The sequence below is a fragment of the Herbaspirillum sp. NPDC101396 genome, from assembly GCF_044767365.1.
In the GTDB taxonomy this organism is placed as follows: domain Bacteria; phylum Pseudomonadota; class Gammaproteobacteria; order Burkholderiales; family Burkholderiaceae_D; genus Herbaspirillum.
In genome coordinates, this window is the sequence record NZ_JBIWNT010000007.1 from 84,117 (window position 1) to 102,313 (window position 18,197).

20 protein-coding genes and 3 tRNA genes are annotated in these 18,197 nt (G+C 59.8%); 5 read left to right on the forward strand and 18 right to left on the reverse strand.

Annotation, left to right across the window (positions count from 1 at the left end):
- Positions 1-39: 39 nt before the first annotated feature.
- The gene (locus ACIROY_RS22375; RefSeq protein ID WP_402278628.1) at positions 40-1,722 is read right to left on the reverse strand and encodes a methyl-accepting chemotaxis protein; all 1,683 of its coding nucleotides are present in this window, start codon (positions 1,720-1,722) and stop codon (positions 40-42) included.
- 374 nt (positions 1,723-2,096) lie between these two features.
- Positions 2,097-2,336, reverse strand: a complete 240-nt coding sequence (locus ACIROY_RS22380) for a hypothetical protein (RefSeq protein WP_402278626.1) — start codon at positions 2,334-2,336, stop codon at positions 2,097-2,099.
- A 216-nt stretch (positions 2,337-2,552) separates the two neighbouring features.
- On the opposite strand from ACIROY_RS22380, the gene ACIROY_RS22385 reads away from it, so the two are divergent.
- Positions 2,553-3,311, forward strand: a complete 759-nt coding sequence (locus tag ACIROY_RS22385) for a hypothetical protein (protein WP_402344302.1) — start codon at positions 2,553-2,555, stop codon at positions 3,309-3,311.
- Positions 3,312-3,443: 132 nt separating this feature from the next.
- Here the strand turns inward: ACIROY_RS22385 and ACIROY_RS22390 are convergent.
- From ACIROY_RS22390 to ACIROY_RS22430, 9 genes are all read right to left on the reverse strand, one after another.
- A tRNA-Pro gene (locus ACIROY_RS22390) sits at positions 3,444-3,520 on the reverse strand.
- Positions 3,521-3,600: 80 nt separating this feature from the next.
- Complete coding sequence (locus ACIROY_RS22395) at positions 3,601-3,996, reverse strand: hypothetical protein (protein ID WP_402344305.1); 396 nt, start codon at positions 3,994-3,996, stop codon at positions 3,601-3,603.
- Positions 3,997-4,067: 71 nt separating this feature from the next.
- A complete protein-coding gene (locus ACIROY_RS22400; RefSeq protein ID WP_116435512.1) occupies positions 4,068-4,451 on the reverse strand; it encodes a DUF427 domain-containing protein in 384 nt (127 codons plus the stop codon).
- A 162-nt stretch (positions 4,452-4,613) separates the two neighbouring features.
- Positions 4,614-5,861, reverse strand: a complete 1,248-nt coding sequence (locus tag ACIROY_RS22405) for an MFS transporter (protein ID WP_402278620.1) — start codon at positions 5,859-5,861, stop codon at positions 4,614-4,616.
- A gap of 330 nt (positions 5,862-6,191) precedes the next feature.
- Positions 6,192-6,614, reverse strand: coding sequence for an Rrf2 family transcriptional regulator (locus tag ACIROY_RS22410; protein ID WP_402278618.1), 423 nt, complete (start codon positions 6,612-6,614; stop codon positions 6,192-6,194).
- Positions 6,615-6,698: 84 nt separating this feature from the next.
- Positions 6,699-7,178, reverse strand: a complete 480-nt coding sequence (locus ACIROY_RS22415; RefSeq protein WP_402278616.1) for an OsmC family protein — start codon at positions 7,176-7,178, stop codon at positions 6,699-6,701.
- Between the two features lie 116 nt (positions 7,179-7,294).
- Positions 7,295-7,370, reverse strand: a tRNA-Asn gene (locus ACIROY_RS22420).
- A 244-nt stretch (positions 7,371-7,614) separates the two neighbouring features.
- Positions 7,615-7,690 (reverse strand) — tRNA-Asn (locus ACIROY_RS22425).
- 89 nt (positions 7,691-7,779) lie between these two features.
- Positions 7,780-9,003, reverse strand: coding sequence for an amino acid aminotransferase (locus tag ACIROY_RS22430; protein ID WP_402278614.1), 1,224 nt, complete (start codon positions 9,001-9,003; stop codon positions 7,780-7,782).
- Positions 9,004-9,119: 116 nt separating this feature from the next.
- Here ACIROY_RS22430 and uvrB point away from each other — a divergent pair, with 116 nt between their 5' ends.
- Entirely contained in the window at positions 9,120-11,213 is a 2,094-nt protein-coding gene (gene uvrB / locus ACIROY_RS22435) for an excinuclease ABC subunit UvrB (protein WP_402344308.1), read from the forward strand.
- Positions 11,214-11,332: 119 nt separating this feature from the next.
- Positions 11,333-12,127: a uracil-DNA glycosylase gene (locus ACIROY_RS22440; protein ID WP_402344311.1), complete on the forward strand. Its 795-nt coding sequence runs from the start codon at positions 11,333-11,335 to the stop codon at positions 12,125-12,127.
- A gap of 66 nt (positions 12,128-12,193) precedes the next feature.
- Here ACIROY_RS22440 and ACIROY_RS22445 read toward each other — a convergent pair whose 3' ends face one another.
- Together ACIROY_RS22445 and ACIROY_RS22450 are read right to left on the reverse strand one after the other, a co-directional pair.
- On the reverse strand, positions 12,194-12,616 hold the full coding sequence (locus tag ACIROY_RS22445) for a VOC family protein (protein WP_402278608.1): 423 nt from the start codon (positions 12,614-12,616) through the stop codon (positions 12,194-12,196).
- Between the two features lie 387 nt (positions 12,617-13,003).
- Complete coding sequence (locus ACIROY_RS22450) at positions 13,004-13,243, reverse strand: hypothetical protein (protein ID WP_402278606.1); 240 nt, start codon at positions 13,241-13,243, stop codon at positions 13,004-13,006.
- Between the two features lie 105 nt (positions 13,244-13,348).
- Between ACIROY_RS22450 and ACIROY_RS22455 the strand changes: the two genes are divergently transcribed.
- Complete coding sequence (locus ACIROY_RS22455; RefSeq protein WP_402278604.1) at positions 13,349-14,281, forward strand: LysR substrate-binding domain-containing protein; 933 nt, start codon at positions 13,349-13,351, stop codon at positions 14,279-14,281.
- Here the strand turns inward: ACIROY_RS22455 and ACIROY_RS22460 are convergent.
- The 5 genes from ACIROY_RS22460 to ACIROY_RS22480 all read right to left on the reverse strand — a co-directional run bounded on the left by ACIROY_RS22460 (position 14,257) and on the right by ACIROY_RS22480 (position 17,404).
- Positions 14,257-14,568 carry a putative quinol monooxygenase gene (locus ACIROY_RS22460; RefSeq protein WP_402278602.1) on the reverse strand — a complete coding sequence of 104 codons (312 nt, stop codon included), beginning with the start codon at positions 14,566-14,568 and terminating at the stop codon, positions 14,257-14,259. The two genes, ACIROY_RS22455 and ACIROY_RS22460, sit on opposite strands and share 25 nt — an antisense overlap.
- 93 nt (positions 14,569-14,661) lie before the next feature.
- Positions 14,662-15,591, reverse strand: coding sequence for a metal ABC transporter substrate-binding protein (locus ACIROY_RS22465; RefSeq protein ID WP_402278600.1), 930 nt, complete (start codon positions 15,589-15,591; stop codon positions 14,662-14,664).
- 18 nt (positions 15,592-15,609) lie between these two features.
- Positions 15,610-16,491 carry a metal ABC transporter permease gene (locus tag ACIROY_RS22470; RefSeq protein WP_402344314.1) on the reverse strand — a complete coding sequence of 294 codons (882 nt, stop codon included), beginning with the start codon at positions 16,489-16,491 and terminating at the stop codon, positions 15,610-15,612.
- Positions 16,488-17,276 carry a zinc ABC transporter ATP-binding protein AztA gene (gene aztA / locus ACIROY_RS22475; RefSeq protein ID WP_402278597.1) on the reverse strand — a complete coding sequence of 263 codons (789 nt, stop codon included), beginning with the start codon at positions 17,274-17,276 and terminating at the stop codon, positions 16,488-16,490. Before aztA ends, ACIROY_RS22470 begins: the two co-directional genes overlap by 4 nt.
- A gap of 2 nt (positions 17,277-17,278) precedes the next feature.
- Positions 17,279-17,404, reverse strand: coding sequence for a hypothetical protein (locus ACIROY_RS22480; RefSeq protein ID WP_402278595.1), 126 nt, complete (start codon positions 17,402-17,404; stop codon positions 17,279-17,281).
- A 210-nt stretch (positions 17,405-17,614) separates the two neighbouring features.
- Here ACIROY_RS22480 and ACIROY_RS22485 point away from each other — a divergent pair, with 210 nt between their 5' ends.
- The gene (locus tag ACIROY_RS22485; RefSeq protein WP_402278593.1) at positions 17,615-18,184 is read left to right on the forward strand and encodes a DUF2796 domain-containing protein; all 570 of its coding nucleotides are present in this window, start codon (positions 17,615-17,617) and stop codon (positions 18,182-18,184) included.
- Positions 18,185-18,197: the final 13 nt, after the last annotated feature.

Sequence of the window (18,197 nt, forward strand, 5' to 3'; positions counted from 1 at the left end):
TCGAATAGTCTATCAACCTGCCCTGCCCGGTCAAGCTGTTCAAGCCGAGATCTGGCGCACCAATCCCTTGCTGTTCTCCGTCTTACCCGTTTGCTTAAGCTGCTTTGGCGTCGGCGCTGCCGCCAATGTGACCGTCTGGACGGGCGCTGCCTCCTGCGCCTGGCTGGAGCGATAGCCGACGCGGAAGCCTCCCCAATGCTTGCCGTTCACATAAATCGGCACCGAAAGATCGTGCATGACCTCGCCGGTATCGCGTTTATAAGTTTGCAGCAGAAACGGCTTTGTATTCGCGCCACAACGCTTTCCGGTGCGATCGCTGAAAATGCGCTTGGTGCGATTGTTGACCAGATCGGTGTCGTAATCGCCGGTCAGCGGCTTGGAGAATTTTTTGTTATGCGTAGGAAAATATCCGTTGTTGTCCACAGCACCGGCATACGCCAGTTGCGGCATGGAATCAAGGATGGCTTCCTGCACGTCCGGCAGGACACGATCGGTGAAGGCGTCGAATTGCGTTGTGTGCTTGGGCGGATTGGTGTTCGGCAGCGGTTTGTAGGTGCGGTCGAACAAGGCCGCTTCGCTGATCCGGCCGGCACCGATGGCTTCCTCGAACAACTTGCCGATACGCTTGGCGGCGGCAGTCGCGACTTTCTGGATGTCGTCGTGCTGGGTCTTGGCATTGCTCGCGGCGATGGCGTCATAGACCAGCTCGGCGCGCTCCGACAAGGCCATGGCCGATGCCGCCACGCGCGGCAACTCAATGTCGGTCGCCAGCATGCCGTCACGGATTTTGAGGATGGCTTCGGCGATACGATGGGTGGTCTCGACGTGCTCGCGGGAAGCGCGTGCGATTTGCTGGATCTCTTCTTCCGAAATACCGGCGGAGCGCTCGATGTTGCCGAGGAAACCATGCACCCGCTCGACGTTCTGCGACGCCTCCAGCACCTTGGCGCTGAGAGACTGCATGCCGCCGGAAGCGCGCTCGGCTTCTTCCGTGATCGAACGCACCATGGCGCCGATGTCGTCGGTGGCTTCCTTGGTGCGCTGAGCCAGCTGCCGCACTTCGCCCGCCACCACCGCAAACCCGCGCCCGTGTTCACCCGCGCGCGCCGCTTCAATGGCCGCGTTGAGCGCCAGCAGGTTGGTGCGTGCGGCGATTTCGCTGATGACTTCGGTGATGCCGTGGATGCGCTTGGATTTTTCCTGTAGCGCCGACATCATCGCCGACGCGTTCTGCGCATCGGTGCGCGCCTTGCCGATCTGTTCCAGGCCGAGGTCCACTTCCGCGCGGCCGGCCACGCTTTCGGCGCGCACGTCGGCGGCTACTTTGGAAGCACGCTCGGCATTCGCGGCAATCTGCTCGGTGGTGCTGGCGTTCTGCTCCGAACCGGTGACAATACCGTTGGCGGCCTGCACGTCCTGCGCGATCTTGTTCTTGATGGAGTCGACGAAATAGGAGGTCTCGGCGGCGCCGATCATGATGTGGTCGATCTCACTGCCGATCTTGTCGACGAAGCCGCCGCCCTGGTCGGATTCGCCGCGCCGCGCCAGGCGCGACAGGATCACCGCCGCCGCCGTCGCAATCACCGCCAGCCATAACGGCGACAACGGCAAGGCCAGCGCGCCGAGACCGGCGAAGATGCCGGCGCCGACAGCGATGGGAACAACGACCTGAATCAGCACGTCCAGCGAGCGCGAAAGCGCCCTGCTTTTCCTCTCGAACATACAGCAGTCTCCTCACGAGTTGCCGTCATGCCTGGTCTTGGTCTATTGGCATGTACGGATGTCATCCGAACAACTTTTATCAGGAAGAAAGTCTGACTACGCTGCGCCGTCCGCTATCCGTTGTTCTGATTCGAGCAAAATCGGCGCGCAGCCTTCCCCTATTTTTGGCCCAGCTTACAAGGGATAACTTACGCGTAACTTATGCCGAACCGTTTGGTGGAGGATTCTGGCAGGACAACGCTTAGAGGAATGTATACCGCAGCCGCCATACCCGCAGGTAGGCATGCAAGGCGATCGTTTGAGGAGATGAGGGGATGAGAAAAGGTCGCCGCCGCCCGCCGATCAGGCCGGGGCGACGGGATGATGCAGGATGATTACCTGGGACGAACGCTGATGTGCTCATCCAGTGCGCGCTGCGCAAGCTCAAGCGATTTGAGCGCCGCCTGCCAAGGTTCATAGTCGGCCATCGTCAACCACTCGGCACCCGGATTCTTCTTCCACTCTTCCAGCTTCGCGTTCAACAGTTCGTACTCGCAAAGTTGCGCTTCCAGCAGCGCCTCTATCTCCAACCGAAGTTCATCGGCGCGCAGTTTCCATGCATCAGGTGTGTCCATATCGATCTCCATAAAGTCGCAGAATCCTAGCATGAAAAGCTGCGCGCTCAGATGCAGAAAAGATATTCCGCCAACGGCGCAGGCAAATGCGCGGGCACGCTATACTCCCGTGACAATAAGCGTTTGAACGCGATAATACATATACGGGGAAACAGATAATCTGGCGACAGCCTGCGGCGCAATGCCGGAGGCGAGAAACGGGAAGGGGAAATACCGATGCAGGTAAAAACGCTGACCGGCGCGACACGGCTTTGTGCCGCAGCGCTGGTGGTTGCCGCTGGTGCGATCACCTGCGGCAGTACGCATGCCGCCACCGGCTACTACCTCGTCTCCGTCTACAGCGCCGAAAATCAGCTCTCCGTCGACTACAAATACTGGAACGCAAAAAAACACGACAGTGCACCGTTCGGCTCGCCCGAAATCGGTATCGGTTATGGCGTCACCTCGCAGTGGTACACCGAAGTCTACGGCGTCTACACACAGACTGCGGCGCAAGGCACGCGCTTCGGCAGCCTCAACTGGCAAAACGATTACCTGCTGACACAGGGTCAATACTGGTTCGATCTTGCCATCCACACCAACGTCGAGCAATATACGCGGCGCGACGGCTACGGCCTGGAATGGGGTCCGGTGTTCCAGACCGAGATCTGGCGCACGCAACTCAACGCCAACATCTTCCTGCAGCGCGACTACCGCACAAGCCAGAACAACGCCACTCAACTGGTGTATCAGTGGCAGGTCCGCCAGCACTGGAAACCGCTGCTCAACTTCGGCGTGCAGGGTTTCGGCGAACTCGGCCGCTGGGACAACTGGAACAGCAAGGCCGACCAATCCCATCGCGTCGGCCCCGCGCTGTTCGGCACCTGGTACCTGCCGAACGGGCACAAGATTCTGTACGAAAGCGCTTATCTGATCGGCAAGAACAGCGGGCGGCCGGCGAAGAGTTTTACGATGCGGGTGCAGTACGCGTTCTGAAGTTCACGCGCCTTGGTTGGTCACAAATCTGCAGATGATTTTTCGATTGCACAAAGCAAAACAGCACTGAGCCGGCGATGCCGATTCAGTGCTGTTTTTCCTTACGGATTGCTCCGCAAGGTTTGGATCTATTGGTCGGGACGGAGTGATTCGAACACTCGACCCCTTGCACCCCATGCAAGTACGCTACCAGGCTGCGCTACGCCCCGACGAGCCGACAATTATAGCAGAGTGGAATTTGTTTTGTCTCTGCCAACATCCATCATCGATATTACCGATGGGCTGCGGCTTATAGCGACACCGCCGTGGCCTGGTCCTTGTCGTCCTTGTTTTTCTGGTTTTGCGGATCAGGCGCCTTGATCTCCAGATTCTCGGCGCGCAGCTTGTCGCGGATCAGGCGGAAGGCATCGACGTCGAGCATCGGCGAGGCACTGGGTTGACGCTTCTTTGCCTTGCGGCTGTCCGAACTTACCGGTGGCGGAATTTGGCTGGCGCCGGAAGCAATTTGGGCGAGCTGGTTGTTTTCCTCGATCAGTCTCAATGCAGCAGCCGAGAGCGTGATCTTGTCGAGCGGCGCGGACGGCGCAGCGGCGGCCGGGACAGGCGCGACGCTGGCAGTTTTGACTTCTGCTGCGTTGTCCGCGTACGCCGATTGCGGCAAATTACCGTTTGCGCCGATCAACATGACTTGCTCCCGCTGATTATTGTGATCCTCAGGTAACGGCCGCCATCGCTACATCTTTAGTGCATGAACAATCAGGCGACGTCGCGCACCTCAAGCGCATCAACGCGATCCGGGTAGAAGGCAACATAGCCCTTGATCGCCGCCACCGCATCATACGGCTCCTCGTAACTCCAGACTGCGTTGACCGAACGATCGGCGCCGAGCGGGATGCTGTAGTAGGAACATTCGCCCTTGTAGGGGCAGTAGGTCTGGTGATCGGTGCGTTCGAGCAGACTGAAGTCGACGTCTGCGCGCGGGATGTAGTACACCGGCGGATAACTCGCCTCCTTCAGCGCCAGCGCGGCGCGTGTGTCGGCAATGGTGCGGCCGGCCAGCGAGACGACGACGCGGGCCGCAGTCGGCGTGATGGTAATGGGATGATCAGGTCCGGGAACCTTGACAGGTCGTATGCTCATGGAATGACTCCTTATTGAAACGACAACACGGCCGATAGGACCGCGCATTATGGCCGCACATCATAATGATGTGAGAGGCGCTGCCGCGACTAGTTCCGCGTTCGGCGTGACGACTTCGCCAATGAAAAAAGCCCGTGCGTTTCAGTGCACGGGCTTTCTTTGTTACTTGCTCAATATTTCATCAAGTTTCTTGTTGCCCATGCCGAAGCTGGCAATCGCAATCAGACCCAACAAGCCCAACGCGCTGCCCAACCACAGGGTGGATGGAATACCCATCGCATCGACCACCACGCCGCCGACGAAAGAGCCGACGGCGATGGCAACCTGCACGATGCTGACGAACAGGGCCGAACCGGCTTCCGGCAAATCCGGCGACGACAGTTGCAGCCAGATGCTCAGGCACAGCGGAATCGCACCGAAGGCGACGCCCCAGGCAATCACCATCGCGGTCACGCCGAGTTGCGAGGCATGCACCAAGGGCATGGCGAACAAGGCCAGCATCAGCAACACCACCACCGAGAACAGCGATGCCTGCAAGTGGCGCGTGACAAAGGCCGAAATCACCAGATTCGACACGAAGCCGACGAAGCCGAACGCCAGCAGCACCGAAGTAATCAGCGTCAGGCTGAAACCGTTCTGACCGAGGAAAGGCGCGATATAGGTGTACGACGAAAAATGCGCGCCGAACACCAACGCCACCATCAACAAGCTCTTGCGAGGATTGCGGCGGCTCACCAGCGTGGTCAGATCGCGGAAGCGGATCGCCGCCTTTGACGGCAGCGACGGCAGCAGCAAGGTTTGCGCAGCCAGTGCCAGCGCGGCCAGGATGCCGGTGGCGATGAACGATGCACGCCACGACGACAAGCCGCTGATGAAGGTGCCCAGCGGTACGCCGATCACGGTCGCGAACGTCACGCCGCTGAGGATCATCGCCGTGGCCTTGGCCGCATGCTCCTGGCGCACCAGACGGCCGGCAGTTGCCAGCGCCAGCGTCCAGAAACCACCCAGCGCCGCGCCCAGCAGTGCACGACCGAGCAGCATCACGCCGAAGGTCGGTGCGAACGCGGACACCAGGTTCGACGCCAGCAACAGCACTGACAGCATCAACAAGATGAAGCGACGATTGATGCGCCCTGCTCCCAGCATCAGGCCCGGCGCCGAAATGGCGGCGACCACTCCGGGCGTCGTCACCATCAGACCGGCTGTGCCCGGCGACACGCCGAGGTCATGCGCGATCTGCGGCAACAGGCCGACCGGCAAAAACTCGGTCGTCACGAAAGCGAAGGCGCCGGTCGCCACGGCGACCACCGATAACCATGAACGCAAGGGCGAGGCCGCGTTTTCCGCCGCGCTGAGCGGGTCGTGTGCGACCTCGACCGGCGCGTTATTCACCGCGATATTCTTTTCCATTGAAAACTCCTGAATCTGTTTGGCCCTGCGCCACCCCAGCGCGTTGAACCGATTGTGTATGAATGCATGCAACCGCCGCCGACCGGCCATGCCGACCGCAGCGAAATGCAATGTCCTGCTTGTTTCGTCGTCCGTCTTGCAGATGCTCACCACTCAAACTGTCTTATTTTTAATGACAGTTTTGAAATAAAAATGAGGACCGATAACCGATCCTCCTTTTTCGAGCATCCCTGAATGTGGCTTTTCGCCTTATATTTGCAAGGCCAGATAGTTGCGCAATTGGCCTTGTCGAGAATTTCCTTGTGAACCTGGTGCGATCCTGCCGACTTGCTAGTCACAGATCGTGTTGACCAATTCGGACAGTTTCCTGCTCTTCAATACTTTCAACATCGCGCCTTCGACTTCGGAAATCACCGGATCCAGCGCCATGTCCATGCCGCAACTGACGCGGCAACATGGATCCTTGGGCCGGGTATTGTGCTTGAGCACCGGCTCTTCTTCCACCGCCTGGTAAATTTCCGCCAGGCTGATTTGTGAAGCCGCGCGCGCCAATTGTGCGCCGCCGCCCTTGCCTTCCTTGGTCACGACCAGATGCGCCTTCGACAACTTGCGCAGCAGCTCGCGCACGAACACAGGATTAGTGTTGACGCTGGCCGCAATGGCAGCGGAGGATAAAAACGCTTCTCCTCCCCGGGTCGCGTGCTCGACGCTAACCAATATGTGTGCCGCCACGGCAAATCGACTCGACTTCATACTGTATTTATATTCGATACAGATAGCGAAGTCAAGCAACTTGTCCAAATATGCTTATACCCCTGTAAAAAACTGCAAGCCTGGTCAGGCTTCCGTGGCCGTTGACGTCGGCGCAACCGTAATCTCGGTCAGCACCGAACTGGCCAGGAAGCATTGTTCATGCGCCGCATGATGCAAGGCCTCGTCCTCATCCGGCGTCGGCACGCGGCCGCGGTACGCGATGGCCGGTTGCAAGGTCGCCTTGCTGACCATCAGTTTGCCCTTGGCGTTCTTTTCCATCACAGCGCTGGCATGGTCGGCATAACTGTCGACGACAAAACCCTGCTTGGCGGCGATGGCCAGGAAGGTCAGCATATGGCAGCTCGACAGCGACGCCAGGTAGGCTTCTTCGGGGTCGACGTTATCCGCCGACGAATACGGCAAGGGAACAATGTGCGGCGAGGATGACGCCGGCACTTCCACGCCGCCGTCGAAACGCCAGCGATGCACCCGGCTGTAGCGATTGTCGGTGAACGCTTCGTCGCTGCCGCGCGTCCACAAGATGCTTGCCTCGATTTCTATCATGCGAAATCTCCCGTCGAAGTGCGCCAGCATACCTGCAAAACTCCCAACCTGCAGGCAAGCGCTTTGGCACCGACCAACGAAAAAGCCCCGCACGGATGCGAGGCTTTCGAATTTTTTGGCTCCCCGACCTGGACTCGAACCAGGGACCTGCGGATTAACAGTCCGTCGCTCTACCAACTGAGCTATCAGGGAACAGCAGAGGGCGCGATTATGAACTAAATTTTCCTTCGCGGCTATATCTCCACGACAGAAAATTGCTAAATAATTCGCTACGCACCGCCCTCTTCTTCATCACGCGCCGCAAGCGATGCGTGACAAGGAGAAACGATCCAAAAACAGGCCGCACATGATCGCCATCGAACATATCGGCGACGCATGGAAACGCGTTTTCGAAATTGAAAAAGCCCCGCACGAATGCGAGGCTTTTCGAATTTTTTGGCTCCCCGACCTGGACTCGAACCAGGGACCTGCGGATTAACAGTCCGTCGCTCTACCGACTGAGCTATCAGGGAACAGCTGAGAAAAAGATTATGACTTGATTTTTACGTCCTGTCAAAACCTTTTTGTACCCCGGCCGTTTCGGACCGGAACACCTTTCTCTTTAGAGCACCTTGGCAATGGCGTCGACAACGGCATCGATGTTCTTGGTGTTCAGTGCGGCCACGCAGATGCGGCCGGTGTCGACGGCGTAGATCGAGAACTCGTTGCGCAGGCGCTCGACTTGCGCCTTGGTCAGGCCCGAGTACGAGAACATGCCGCGTTGCTTGATGACGAAGTCGAAATCGTGCGCAGGCGCTTTTTCTTTCAGCTTCGCAACCAGCAGCTGGCGCATTTCGCGGATGCGCACGCGCATCTCGGCCAGTTCGCTTTCCCACAGGGCGCGCAGTTCCGGCGAAGCCAGCGCAGTCGCGACAACCTGGCCACCGTGGATCGGCGGGTTGGAATAGTTGGTGCGCACCACGCGCTTGAGTTGCGACAGCACGCGTGCGGCTTCTTCGTTGGACGAAGCGACGATGCTCAGCGCGCCGACGCGCTCGCCGTACAGCGAGAACGATTTCGAGAACGAGTTCGACACGAACAGCGGGCCGCCTGCTTCGGCAAAGCGGCGCACGACCTTGCCGTCTTCTTCGATGCCGTCGCCAAAGCCTTGGTAGGCCATGTCGAGGAACGGGATCAGGCCGCGCGATGTCACAACTTCAATGACTTGGGTCCATTGATCGGCGGTCAGGTCGGCGCCGGTCGGGTTGTGGCAGCAAGCATGCAACAGCACGACCGAGCCGGAGGCCATGGTCTTGAGCGCATCGAGCATGCCGGCGAAGTTCACGCCGCGGGTGGCCGCGTCGTAGTAAGGATAGTTGTTGACGGTGAAACCGGCCATCTCGAACAGCGCGCGATGGTTTTCCCAGCTTGGATCGCTGATCCAGACTTGGGTGCCTGCCGGCGAGAAATGCTTCAGGAAGTCGGCGCCCAGCTTCAGTGCGCCGGTGCCGCCCAGGGCTTGCACGGTGATCGCACGCTTCTCTTGAACAACGGCGCTGTCGGCACCAAATACCAGTTCCTGGACTGCCTTGTCGTACGTTGCCAGACCATCGATCGGCAAATAAGTACGTGGAGCCAGTTTGGCAGCCAGTTCAGCTTCCGCTTTTTTCACGCATTCCAGCAGTGGCACTTTGCCGTTATCGTCGTAATAGACGCCAACACCGAGGTTGGTCTTGCCGGGATTCTTGTCGGCATTAAAACCTTCAGTGATGCCGAGAATAGGGTCGCGTGGCGCCATCTCGATGGCGGTGAAAAGAGAAGAGGAGGCTGAGAGAGGTGCGTTCATCGTGATAACATAAAAAGTTAGCTGCAAACGTAGATTGCAGTCGGGATGGATGCAGGGCAAAGCCGCGAGCCGAGCACCGTTTTGCAACATCTAATTTTACCAAAGGTCGAATGACAATGGCTGATTTATCCCCCGTTACCGCCGCATCTTCTACGCTCGACGAGAGCAAGTTCCTGACGTTCCCGGATTCTCCCTATCGCTTGTACCAGCCGTTCCCGCCCGCGGGCGACCAGCCGGCCGCCATCGACAAGCTGGTCGAAGGGGTGCATGACGGCCTGTTCTTCCAGACCCTGCTGGGCGTCACCGGTTCGGGCAAGACCTACACGATGGCCAACACCATCGCCCGCCTCGGCCGGCCGGCGATCATCTTCGCGCCGAACAAAACGCTGGCGGCGCAGCTTTATAGCGAATTTCGCGAGTTCTTTCCGCAAAATGCAGTGGAATATTTCGTCAGCTACTACGATTACTACCAGCCGGAAGCCTACGTCCCGCAACGCGATCTGTTCATCGAGAAAGATTCCTCGATCAATGAGCACATCGAACAGATGCGCTTGTCCTGCACCAAGTCGCTGATGGAACGGCGCGACGTTGTTATTGTGGCAACGGTGTCAGCCATTTACGGTATCGGTAACCCCAACGAATACCATCAGATGATCCTGACCTTGCGCGCCAAGGACAAGGTCAGCCAGCGCGACGTCATCGCGCGCCTGATCCAGATGCAATATTCGCGCAACGAAGTCGACTTCGGCCGCGGCACTTTCCGCGTGCGCGGCGACACCATCGACGTGTTCCCGGCCGAGCATGCCGAACTGGCCGTGCGCATCGAGATGTTCGACGACGAAATCGACAGCCTGCAATTGTTCGATCCGCTGACCGGCCGCGTGCGCCAGAAGATTCCGCGCTTCACCGTCTACCCCGGTTCGCACTACGTGACGCCACGCGCCACGGTGCTGCGCGCCATTGAGACCATCAAGGACGAACTGCGCGAACGGCTGGAATTTTTCCGCAAGGAAAACAAGCTGATCGAAGAACAACGGATCGAACAGCGCACGCGCTTCGACATCGAAATGATGACCGAGATCGGTTTCACCAAAGGCATCGAAAACTATTCGCGCCATCTGTCCGGCGCCAAGCCCGGCGATCCGCCGCCGACGCTGGTGGATTACCTGCCGCCGGACGCGATCATGTTCCTCGACGAGTCGCATGTGCTGATCGGCCAGTTGAACGGCATGTACAACGGCGACCGCGCGCGCAAGACCAACCTGGTCGACTACGGCTTCCGCCTGCCGTCGGCGCTGGACAACCGGCCGCTCAAGTTCGACGAGTTCCAGGGCAAGATGCGCCAGACCATTTTCGTCTCGGCCACGCCTGCAGAATATGAAAACACCCATTCCGACCAGGTGGTCGAGCAGGTGGTGCGTCCGACCGGCCTGGTTGATCCGCTCATTCAGGTACGCCCCGCTACTACGCAGGTCGACGACCTGATGCAGGAAATCACCATCCGCGTGAAGAAGAACGAACGCGTGCTGGTGACCACGCTGACCAAGCGCATGTCGGAGCAATTGACCGAGTTCCTCAGTGACAACGGCATCAAGGTGCGCTATCTGCACAGCGACATCGACACCGTCGAGCGCGTCGAAATCATCCGCGACCTGCGCCTCGGCACCTTCGACGTGCTGGTCGGCATCAACCTGCTGCGCGAAGGCCTGGACATTCCCGAGGTGTCGCTGGTGGCGATTCTCGACGCCGACAAGGAAGGCTTCCTGCGTTCAGAGCGCAGCCTGATCCAGACCATCGGCCGCGCCGCGCGTAACCTCAACGGCATGGCGATCCTGTATGGCGACAAGGTCACCGATTCGATGCACAAGGCCATCGGCGAAACCGAACGCCGCCGCGCCAAGCAGGTCGCCTTCAACGAAGCCAACGGCATCACGCCGATGGGCATCAAGAAGGAAATCCGCGAACTGATCGATGGCGTCTACAGCCCGCAGGAAGCGCGCGTGGAACTGATGGTGGCGCAGGAACAGGCCAACTACGAAGCCATGAGCGAGAAGCAGGTCAGCAAGGAAATCAAGCGCCTCGAAAAGCTCATGCAGGATCACGCCAAGAACCTGGAGTTCGAAAAAGCCGCGAAGGTGCGCGACCAGTTGCATCAGCTCAAGCAGCAATTGTTTGGCGCTGCGGGCGACGACACGGTGGCCGTGGCGTAACTCGCTTCGGTCAAGAAGCATCCCTGACTGCCCGCTGTGATTTCGCATTGACTTCGCATGCGGGCAGTTTTTCATTTCCGATCAACCTGACCTCATCTCATACCTGCTCATCCCTGCTCATGCCGGCTACCGTCCCCACCGCCCTGCTCGATCTCTGCGCCACTGCCGATCCGTCCTGGCACGCCATCCTGAAAACCGGCCTGCAAGCCATCGCTGCTCTCGATTCCGACTATTTGCCGGCGCTGGTGCAAGACACCACTTACCTGCCAACGGAAGGCCGCCTCTTCGCCGCGTTCAAACAGCCGATTGACGAGGTCCGTTACGTCCTGGTCGGCGAAGGCCCCTACCCGCGCGCTGCCAGCGCCACCGGTGTCTGCTTCATGGATGGCGCGGTCGGGTCGCTTTGGTCCGACAAGGGCTTGTCCAAACAGGTCAACCGCGCGACGTCGTTGCGCAACTTCATGAAGATGCTGCTGGTCGCCGACGGCCGCGTACCGGTCGACAAGACCAGCGGCGACGCCTTGCTCGATATCGCCGCCAAGGCGCAGGCCGACACCGCCGGCACCATCCAGACACTGGCCGACCTGCAGGACAACCTGACCGCGCAAGGCTTCCTGCTGCTCAATGCCAGCCTGGTGTTCCGCACACACGTGAAGCCGGTCAAGGATGCCAAAGCCTGGAAGCCGTTCTTTGAAACCGTATTGAAGGGATTGGCGCAGTACGCAGAGGAAAACAAAAAGACACTGCCGACGCTGGTCCTGTGGGGCAAAATCGCCGAGGAGCTGCACGGCTTGCCGGTAGTCGGACGCTTCCCGCGCGCGGTGGCGGAGCATCCCTACAACCTCAGCTTTATCGCCCACAGCGGCATGCAAGAACTGTTCGGCGCCATGCATCTGCTGAAAAAACACGTCTGAACAATACCTCGGAACGTAAAAAAGCCGGCCCCGGGAATGTCCCCGGGCCGGCTTTTTTCATCTCAACTACTTCGCAAAAATCCGGTTCATCGAGGTGAAGCCCTTGAACTCCAGTGAATTTCCCGACGGATCCTTGAAGAACATGGTCGACTGTTCGCCCGGCTCGCCCTTGAAGCGTGTATGCGGCTCGACTACGAACGTGACGCCTGCTGCGGCAATGCGCGCAGCCAATGCATCCCACGACACCTGGTCGAGGATGATGCCGAAGTGCGGGATCGGCACATTGTCGCCATCTACATTGCCGGCGCCGCCCGGCACCACCAGGTCTTTTTTCAGATGCAGCGACAGCTGGTGTCCCATGCAGTCGAAATCAACCCAGCGCTCAGTGCTGCGTCCCTCGGAAAATCCCAGCACGCCGCCGTAGAAACCACGCGCCTCGTCGAGATCGCGTACAAAGAAAGCCAGGTGAAATGGGTGCAATGCGTTCATGTTCCGTTCCGTGTTGGGCAAATGCGTAGCTTATCGCATTCGCCCGCATCGGGACGGCAGCACGCCTGCCGATTGCGGGCATGGGAAAACATGAGGCGAATTCGCGCCGCCTGCAGCAGATTCTGCGCAGGCGAAAACTTGCGGTGTCGAGTCAGAGGGCAGCGATACATCTGCTGCGGTGTGGTCGTATCCCGTACATGCGGGACGACATCTTGATTGCCGCGAGCCGGGAAGTACATCGTTCCGGCTCGGTCTCCTGGGTGGCGCATTTCAGGTTTCAAGGTTGAAACCGGCGCCCATCGCTTACATCTCTGGCTTCACGCCAACATTGCAGCTGAATTTCAGCTGATTACAGCTTGTTTTAGCCGTTACGGCCGCAACAACACATCAGAACTGTGCTTGCAGTTGCGACAGTGCACGCAAATGGCTGCGATCGAGTTCGCGCAGACGGCGTTCCATCTCGGCGTGGCTGGTGACGCCTTCCAGATAAGGAGCATCGTTGAGGTCGAACAACGCGCCGTCGACGGCTTTGGCAGGCGAGCTGAATGCGCGCTCGACAAAGAACTGGAAAGCTTCCAGCAAACTCTGTAAATTATTAGAAAAACCGGCGGATTGATAAGTAGACATTTCTTTCTTTCACATGAATAACGTTGCAGTGATAGTGAGAATAGGGGCTCCCCCTCACTTTAAAAAGCAATATTTTCCGACACCTGCATTAGAAAAACTTACACCATGTCCCTTTCCCTGCCGCCCTTGAAGGCGCTCAAAGTGTTCGAAGCGGCCGCCCGCACGCGTAGTCTGACGATTGCCGCGCACGAGTTGCACATCACGCACAGCGCGGTCAGCCAGCAAATAAAATTGCTGGAAGAACATTTCGGCCAACCCCTGTTTATCCGCTTGCCGCGTGGCGTGGAAGCAACGGAAGCGGCCCAGACCTTTTATACCGAAGTGCGCGCCGCGCTTGATCGCATCGCCATGGCGGCGGAACAACTGACGCTGACCGGCAAGAACCGCATCGTGCGCGTGATCACGGCGCCGTCCGTGGCGATGCGCTGGCTGATTCCGCGCCTGTCTCAGTTCCAGATCGACAACCCGCGCATCGAGGTGCGTGTGACGACCACCGTGTCGGAGCATTTCGAAGACCTCAAGGACCCTTTTGACGTGGTGTTGTGGCGCAGCCCGCTGGAGCGCAGCGGCTTTGAATGCGTGCGCTTCCTCGACGACGTGTCGGCGCCGCTGGCCTCGCCGCACTACCTGGAACTGCACCCCATCAACAAACCGGCGGACCTGCTGCAGGCGTCATTGATCCATCTGAGCGTGCGTGCGGAGGCCTGGCAGCAGTGGCTGATCAAGGCGGGCGTACCGGTGAAGAAGAAATTGCCGGGGACCAGTTACGAACACTTTTTCCTGAGCTTGCAGGCGGCGTCGACTGACCTGGGGATTGCGATGGGCTCGCTGGCGCTGGTGGACGACGACTTGTCGCACGGCCGCCTGCGCCAGCTGTTTCCGGAAGTGGTGCTGCACGGCCAGGGCTTCCATATGTTGCATCGTACCGGCGAAACCAATGGCAATGCCCTGAAGACCTTCATTACGTGGCTGATGCAGATGGGAGCGGCATCAGCCTACGATCCTGACAAGCGTTACTCCGCCGACTCCACGATGTGAACGGCGCGATTGGCGATCAGGTCTTTTGACTTGTCGCGGTAATCGAGCATGTGCGGTTGGGTGAAGTGAACCTTGAGCGCTTCGGCGCTTTCCCATTTTTCGATGAAGGCAAAGGTGTCCGGGCCGAGTTCGGCCTGGGCGCCGCCGAAGCCGGGCACGTCGATGACCGGGTCGTAAGCAATGCAGCCCTGTTCGGCACGGACGGCGGCCAGATTGGCGCGCACCAGCTTGAGCAGTTCTTCGCGCTTGCCGGGCTTGGCGGTAATGATTGCGACTACGTGGACCATGTTGTCATCTCCTGTTGTTGTGAGGGAAAACGACAAGCATACGCGAAGTTGCGCAGGCGTGACGGCCCCCTGCTTCGGACACCGCCGCTCAGATCAATTCAGTTTCATTTGCGCCAATAGCTGCTCGATGTTGTAACGCATCAGCTTGAGGTAAGTCGGCGCCGGGCCGTCGGCCTGCGACAACGCATCCGCATACAGCTTGCCGCCCAGCGTGACGCCGGCTTCCTTGCTGATCTGCTGCAGCAGCTTGGGGCTGCTCATGTTCTCGATGAAGACGGCGCGGATTTTTTCCTTGCGGATCTGGCGGATCAGGTTCGCAACTTCCTTCGCGCTCGGCTCGCTGTCGGTCGACACACCTTGCGGCGCCAGGAAACGCACCTGGTAATGCGCGCCGAAATATTCGAAGGCGTCATGCGAGGTGATCACCTTGCGCTTGGCCGGCGGGAACTGGCTGAATTGCTGTATGGCCCAGCGGTCCAGCTCGTTGAGCGAAGCAATGTAAGCGTCGCCGTTCTTGCGATACAGCGCTGCGCCGGCCGGATCGAGCTTGCTCAGCGCGGCGACGATGTTTTGCGTGTAGATCACGATGTTGGCAGGATTCTGCCAGGCGTGCGGATCGTTCTTGCCATGCTGGCGATCATGCCCGTCGTGCCCGTCGTGATCATGTTCTTCTTCGGCACGGTCGCGCACCGCGATGCCCTTCGACGCCACGACGATGTCGCCGCGATAATTGGCCGACTGCGCGACCCGCTCCATCCAGCCTTCAAAGCCGAGGCCGTTGACCACCACCAGTTTGGCGCGCGCCACCGATTTGATGTGATCCGGCGCCGGCTGGAACACGTGGGCATCCTGGTCGGGACCGACCAGCGTGGTGACGGCAATGCGGTCGCCACCGACGTTGGCGACGATGTCACCGAGAATGCTGAAGCTGGCCACTACCGGCAAGCGAGCGTCAGCGGCGGATGCGCTCTGGACAACCAACACGGCTGCGATCGACAACAAGATCTGGCGAAACAATTTCACGATGACTCCCAAAAAGAATTAAGCGCGCAGATGCGGCCGGCGCAGGATGCGCGGCAACCAGCCGCGCGGGGCAAAGATCAGGGACAGGAAATAGAAGCCGCCGGCGCACACGATGATCACAGGGCCGGACGGCACCGAGGCGTAGTACGACAGCATCAACCCGGCATAGCCCGCCAGCGCAGCCTGCGCGGCGCTGTTGACCAACTGCGCCGGCAAGGTGTCGTGCCACAGGCGCGCCGATACCGCCGGCAGCATCATCAGGCCGACCGCCATCAGCGTGCCCAAGGTCTGGAACGAAGCCACCAGGTTCAGCACCACCAGCATCAGAAACAATTGCTGGTACACCGTATTGCGCCCGCCGCTGGCGGCCAGGAAGGACGGATCAAAACTTTCCAGCAGCAGGCCGCGGTACAAACCCGCCATCAGCAGCACGCTCAGGCTGGACACGCCGGCCACCAGCAGCAGGCCTTCGGTGTCGACGCCGAGTACGTTGCCGAACAGGATGTGCAGCAGATCGAGCTGGGTGCCGTGGCCGGAAATCATGATCACGCCGAGCGCCAGTGCGACCACGTAGACGGCGGCGAGGCTGGCGTCCTCCTTGAGTTCGGTATGGCGGCTGATCCAGCCTGCCAGTGCCACGACGATCACGCCGGCCAGGAAACCGCCGATGCTCAGCGCCGGCAGCGACAGGCCAAAGAAAATGAAACCGGCCGCCACACCCGGCAACACTGCATGGCTCAGCGCTTCGCCGAACAGGCTCATGCGGCGCAGCGTCAGCATCACGCCCAGCGGCGCGCTCGACAATGCCAAGGCCAGCGTTGCCACCAGCGCACGGCGCATGAAGGCGAACTCCTGGAACGGCGCGATCGCGAATTGATAGCAATCATGGAGCAGCATCATCGCAACGCCCTCCCTTCATTGCCGGCAGCACCGACGTCACCTGCATCGACGACATCAACCGCACACAGCGGTGCATGCTCGTCGACCGCTTCGGCCATGGAACGCGCGCGGTGCAGGTTTTCGTGGCACAGCACGCCTTCGGTCTCGCCCCAGGCGACCACATTGCGCGCCAGCAGCAGCGATTGCGGGAAGGCCTTGCGCACCTGGTCGTAGTCGTGCAGCACCGCGATCACGGTGCGCTGCTCGGCGTGCCAGGACTGGATGATGCGCAGCAAGTCGCTGGTGGTGCGGGTGTCGATGGCGTTGAACGGTTCATCCAGCAGGATCAGTTCGGCGTCCTGCAGCAGGATGCGCGCGAACAGCACGCGCTGGAATTGCCCCACCGACAGGCTGGCGATGGCACGCTGCGCGAAGCCGTCGAGTCCGACTGCGGCCAGTGCGCCTTCCGCGCGCTGCACCATGTCGCGGCTCATGCGGCGGAACAGGCCGGCGCGCGACCAGTAGCCCAGCAGCACGCAATCAAGCACCGAGATCGGAAAGCTGCGATCGATCTCGGCCTGCTGCGGCAGATAAGCGATGCGCTCAGCGGCCAGGTGCGTGACCACGCGACCGCTGTTGCAACGGACCTGTCCCATGATGGTTTTCAGCAGCGTGCTCTTGCCGGCGCCGTTGGGACCGACGACGGCGGTCAGCGAACCGCGCTTGAACTCTCCGCTGACGTGATGCAGAGCCGGATGGCGACGGTAGGTGACGGTGAGGTTTTCCAGCGAGATGGCGGCGGACATGGTCAATCTCCTCCCAGGGCCCACATCACGCCCAGCCACAGCAGCAGGCACACGGGCGCGACCAGCAGCACGCGCTGCCACCACGGCAGCGCAAGCACGCTGGTTTGTTGAAGGAGACGGGAGAACATGGGCGCGAATATTTTTATTGATCAATCGGGAGAATCAAATCAATCTGCAACCCAGTTGCAAATTGATGAAAGATCGGAATTATAATGCAACATTGTTGCAAGATGTGACAAAGCTCCAATAAATCCTTCAACCCAGTCAAAATGCAGCCCGGGACGGCTTTCCGCTTTGCGGATCGTTCCAGGCAGTTCACCTGAAGAAAGATCGCGCCCATGTATCTCCATTTCCGCCCCGCCGCCGTCCTCGCCGCCACCCTGCTGTTGTCCGTCCCGCTGACCCACGCCCATGAAGCGCACGTGCACGGCGTCGGCAAGCTCGACGTCGCACTCGACGGCCAGACGCTGTCGCTGCACCTTGATTCGCCGCTGGTCAATCTGGTCGGCTTCGAACATGCCGCCAACAGCGCCAAGGACAAAGCCGCCGTCCAGGCCATGACCAAGAGCCTGCGCAACGCCGGCGCCGTGTTCGTCGCCAGCCCGTCAGCGGAATGCAAGCTCAATGGAGTCAAATTGGAATCCGCCGCGCTGGATCCGGCATTGCTCGGTGAAGCGCAAGTGGACAAAACAGCCAAACCGGCAGCGCCGGCCGACCATGACGGTCACGCCGATCTCGACGCCGATTTCACGTTCCGCTGCGCCCATCCGGAGCGGCTGCAGAAAATTGAAGTCCGTCTGTTCGACACCTTCAAGGGCTTCAACAGCATCGACGTGCAACTGGTGACGGGCAAGCGCCAGGGTGCAGCCAAACTGACGCCGGCCGCCAACAGCATCGCCGTCCCCTGATATTTATTCAGCA

Excerpts from the sequence above, each read along its gene's own strand:
- aztA (WP_402278597.1), bottom strand. The coding sequence starts at position 17,276 with ATGTCCGCCGCCATCTCGCTGGAAAACCTCACCGTCACCTACCGTCGC.
- ACIROY_RS22430 (WP_402278614.1), bottom strand. The coding sequence starts at position 9,003 with ATGAACGCACCTCTCTCAGCCTCCTCTTCTCTTTTCACCGCCATCGAG.
- ACIROY_RS22450 (WP_402278606.1), bottom strand. The coding sequence starts at position 13,243 with ATGTCTACTTATCAATCCGCCGGTTTTTCTAATAATTTACAGAGTTTG.
- ACIROY_RS22405 (WP_402278620.1), bottom strand. The coding sequence starts at position 5,861 with ATGGAAAAGAATATCGCGGTGAATAACGCGCCGGTCGAGGTCGCACAC.
- ACIROY_RS22445 (WP_402278608.1), bottom strand. The coding sequence starts at position 12,616 with ATGAACGCATTGCACCCATTTCACCTGGCTTTCTTTGTACGCGATCTC.
- ACIROY_RS22415 (WP_402278616.1), bottom strand. The coding sequence starts at position 7,178 with ATGATAGAAATCGAGGCAAGCATCTTGTGGACGCGCGGCAGCGACGAA.
- ACIROY_RS22455 (WP_402278604.1), top strand. The coding sequence starts at position 13,349 with ATGTCCCTTTCCCTGCCGCCCTTGAAGGCGCTCAAAGTGTTCGAAGCG.
- ACIROY_RS22400 (WP_116435512.1), bottom strand. The coding sequence starts at position 4,451 with ATGAGCATACGACCTGTCAAGGTTCCCGGACCTGATCATCCCATTACC.
- ACIROY_RS22410 (WP_402278618.1), bottom strand. The coding sequence starts at position 6,614 with ATGAAGTCGAGTCGATTTGCCGTGGCGGCACACATATTGGTTAGCGTC.
- ACIROY_RS22460 (WP_402278602.1), bottom strand. The coding sequence starts at position 14,568 with ATGGTCCACGTAGTCGCAATCATTACCGCCAAGCCCGGCAAGCGCGAA.
- ACIROY_RS22440 (WP_402344311.1), top strand. The coding sequence starts at position 11,333 with ATGCCGGCTACCGTCCCCACCGCCCTGCTCGATCTCTGCGCCACTGCC.
- ACIROY_RS22375 (WP_402278628.1), bottom strand. The coding sequence starts at position 1,722 with ATGTTCGAGAGGAAAAGCAGGGCGCTTTCGCGCTCGCTGGACGTGCTG.
- ACIROY_RS22470 (WP_402344314.1), bottom strand. The coding sequence starts at position 16,491 with ATGATGCTGCTCCATGATTGCTATCAATTCGCGATCGCGCCGTTCCAG.
- ACIROY_RS22385 (WP_402344302.1), top strand. The coding sequence starts at position 2,553 with ATGCAGGTAAAAACGCTGACCGGCGCGACACGGCTTTGTGCCGCAGCG.
- ACIROY_RS22380 (WP_402278626.1), bottom strand. The coding sequence starts at position 2,336 with ATGGACACACCTGATGCATGGAAACTGCGCGCCGATGAACTTCGGTTG.
- uvrB (WP_402344308.1), top strand. The coding sequence starts at position 9,120 with ATGGCTGATTTATCCCCCGTTACCGCCGCATCTTCTACGCTCGACGAG.
- ACIROY_RS22480 (WP_402278595.1), bottom strand. The coding sequence starts at position 17,404 with ATGTTCTCCCGTCTCCTTCAACAAACCAGCGTGCTTGCGCTGCCGTGG.
- ACIROY_RS22485 (WP_402278593.1), top strand. The coding sequence starts at position 17,615 with ATGTATCTCCATTTCCGCCCCGCCGCCGTCCTCGCCGCCACCCTGCTG.
- ACIROY_RS22395 (WP_402344305.1), bottom strand. The coding sequence starts at position 3,996 with ATGTTGATCGGCGCAAACGGTAATTTGCCGCAATCGGCGTACGCGGAC.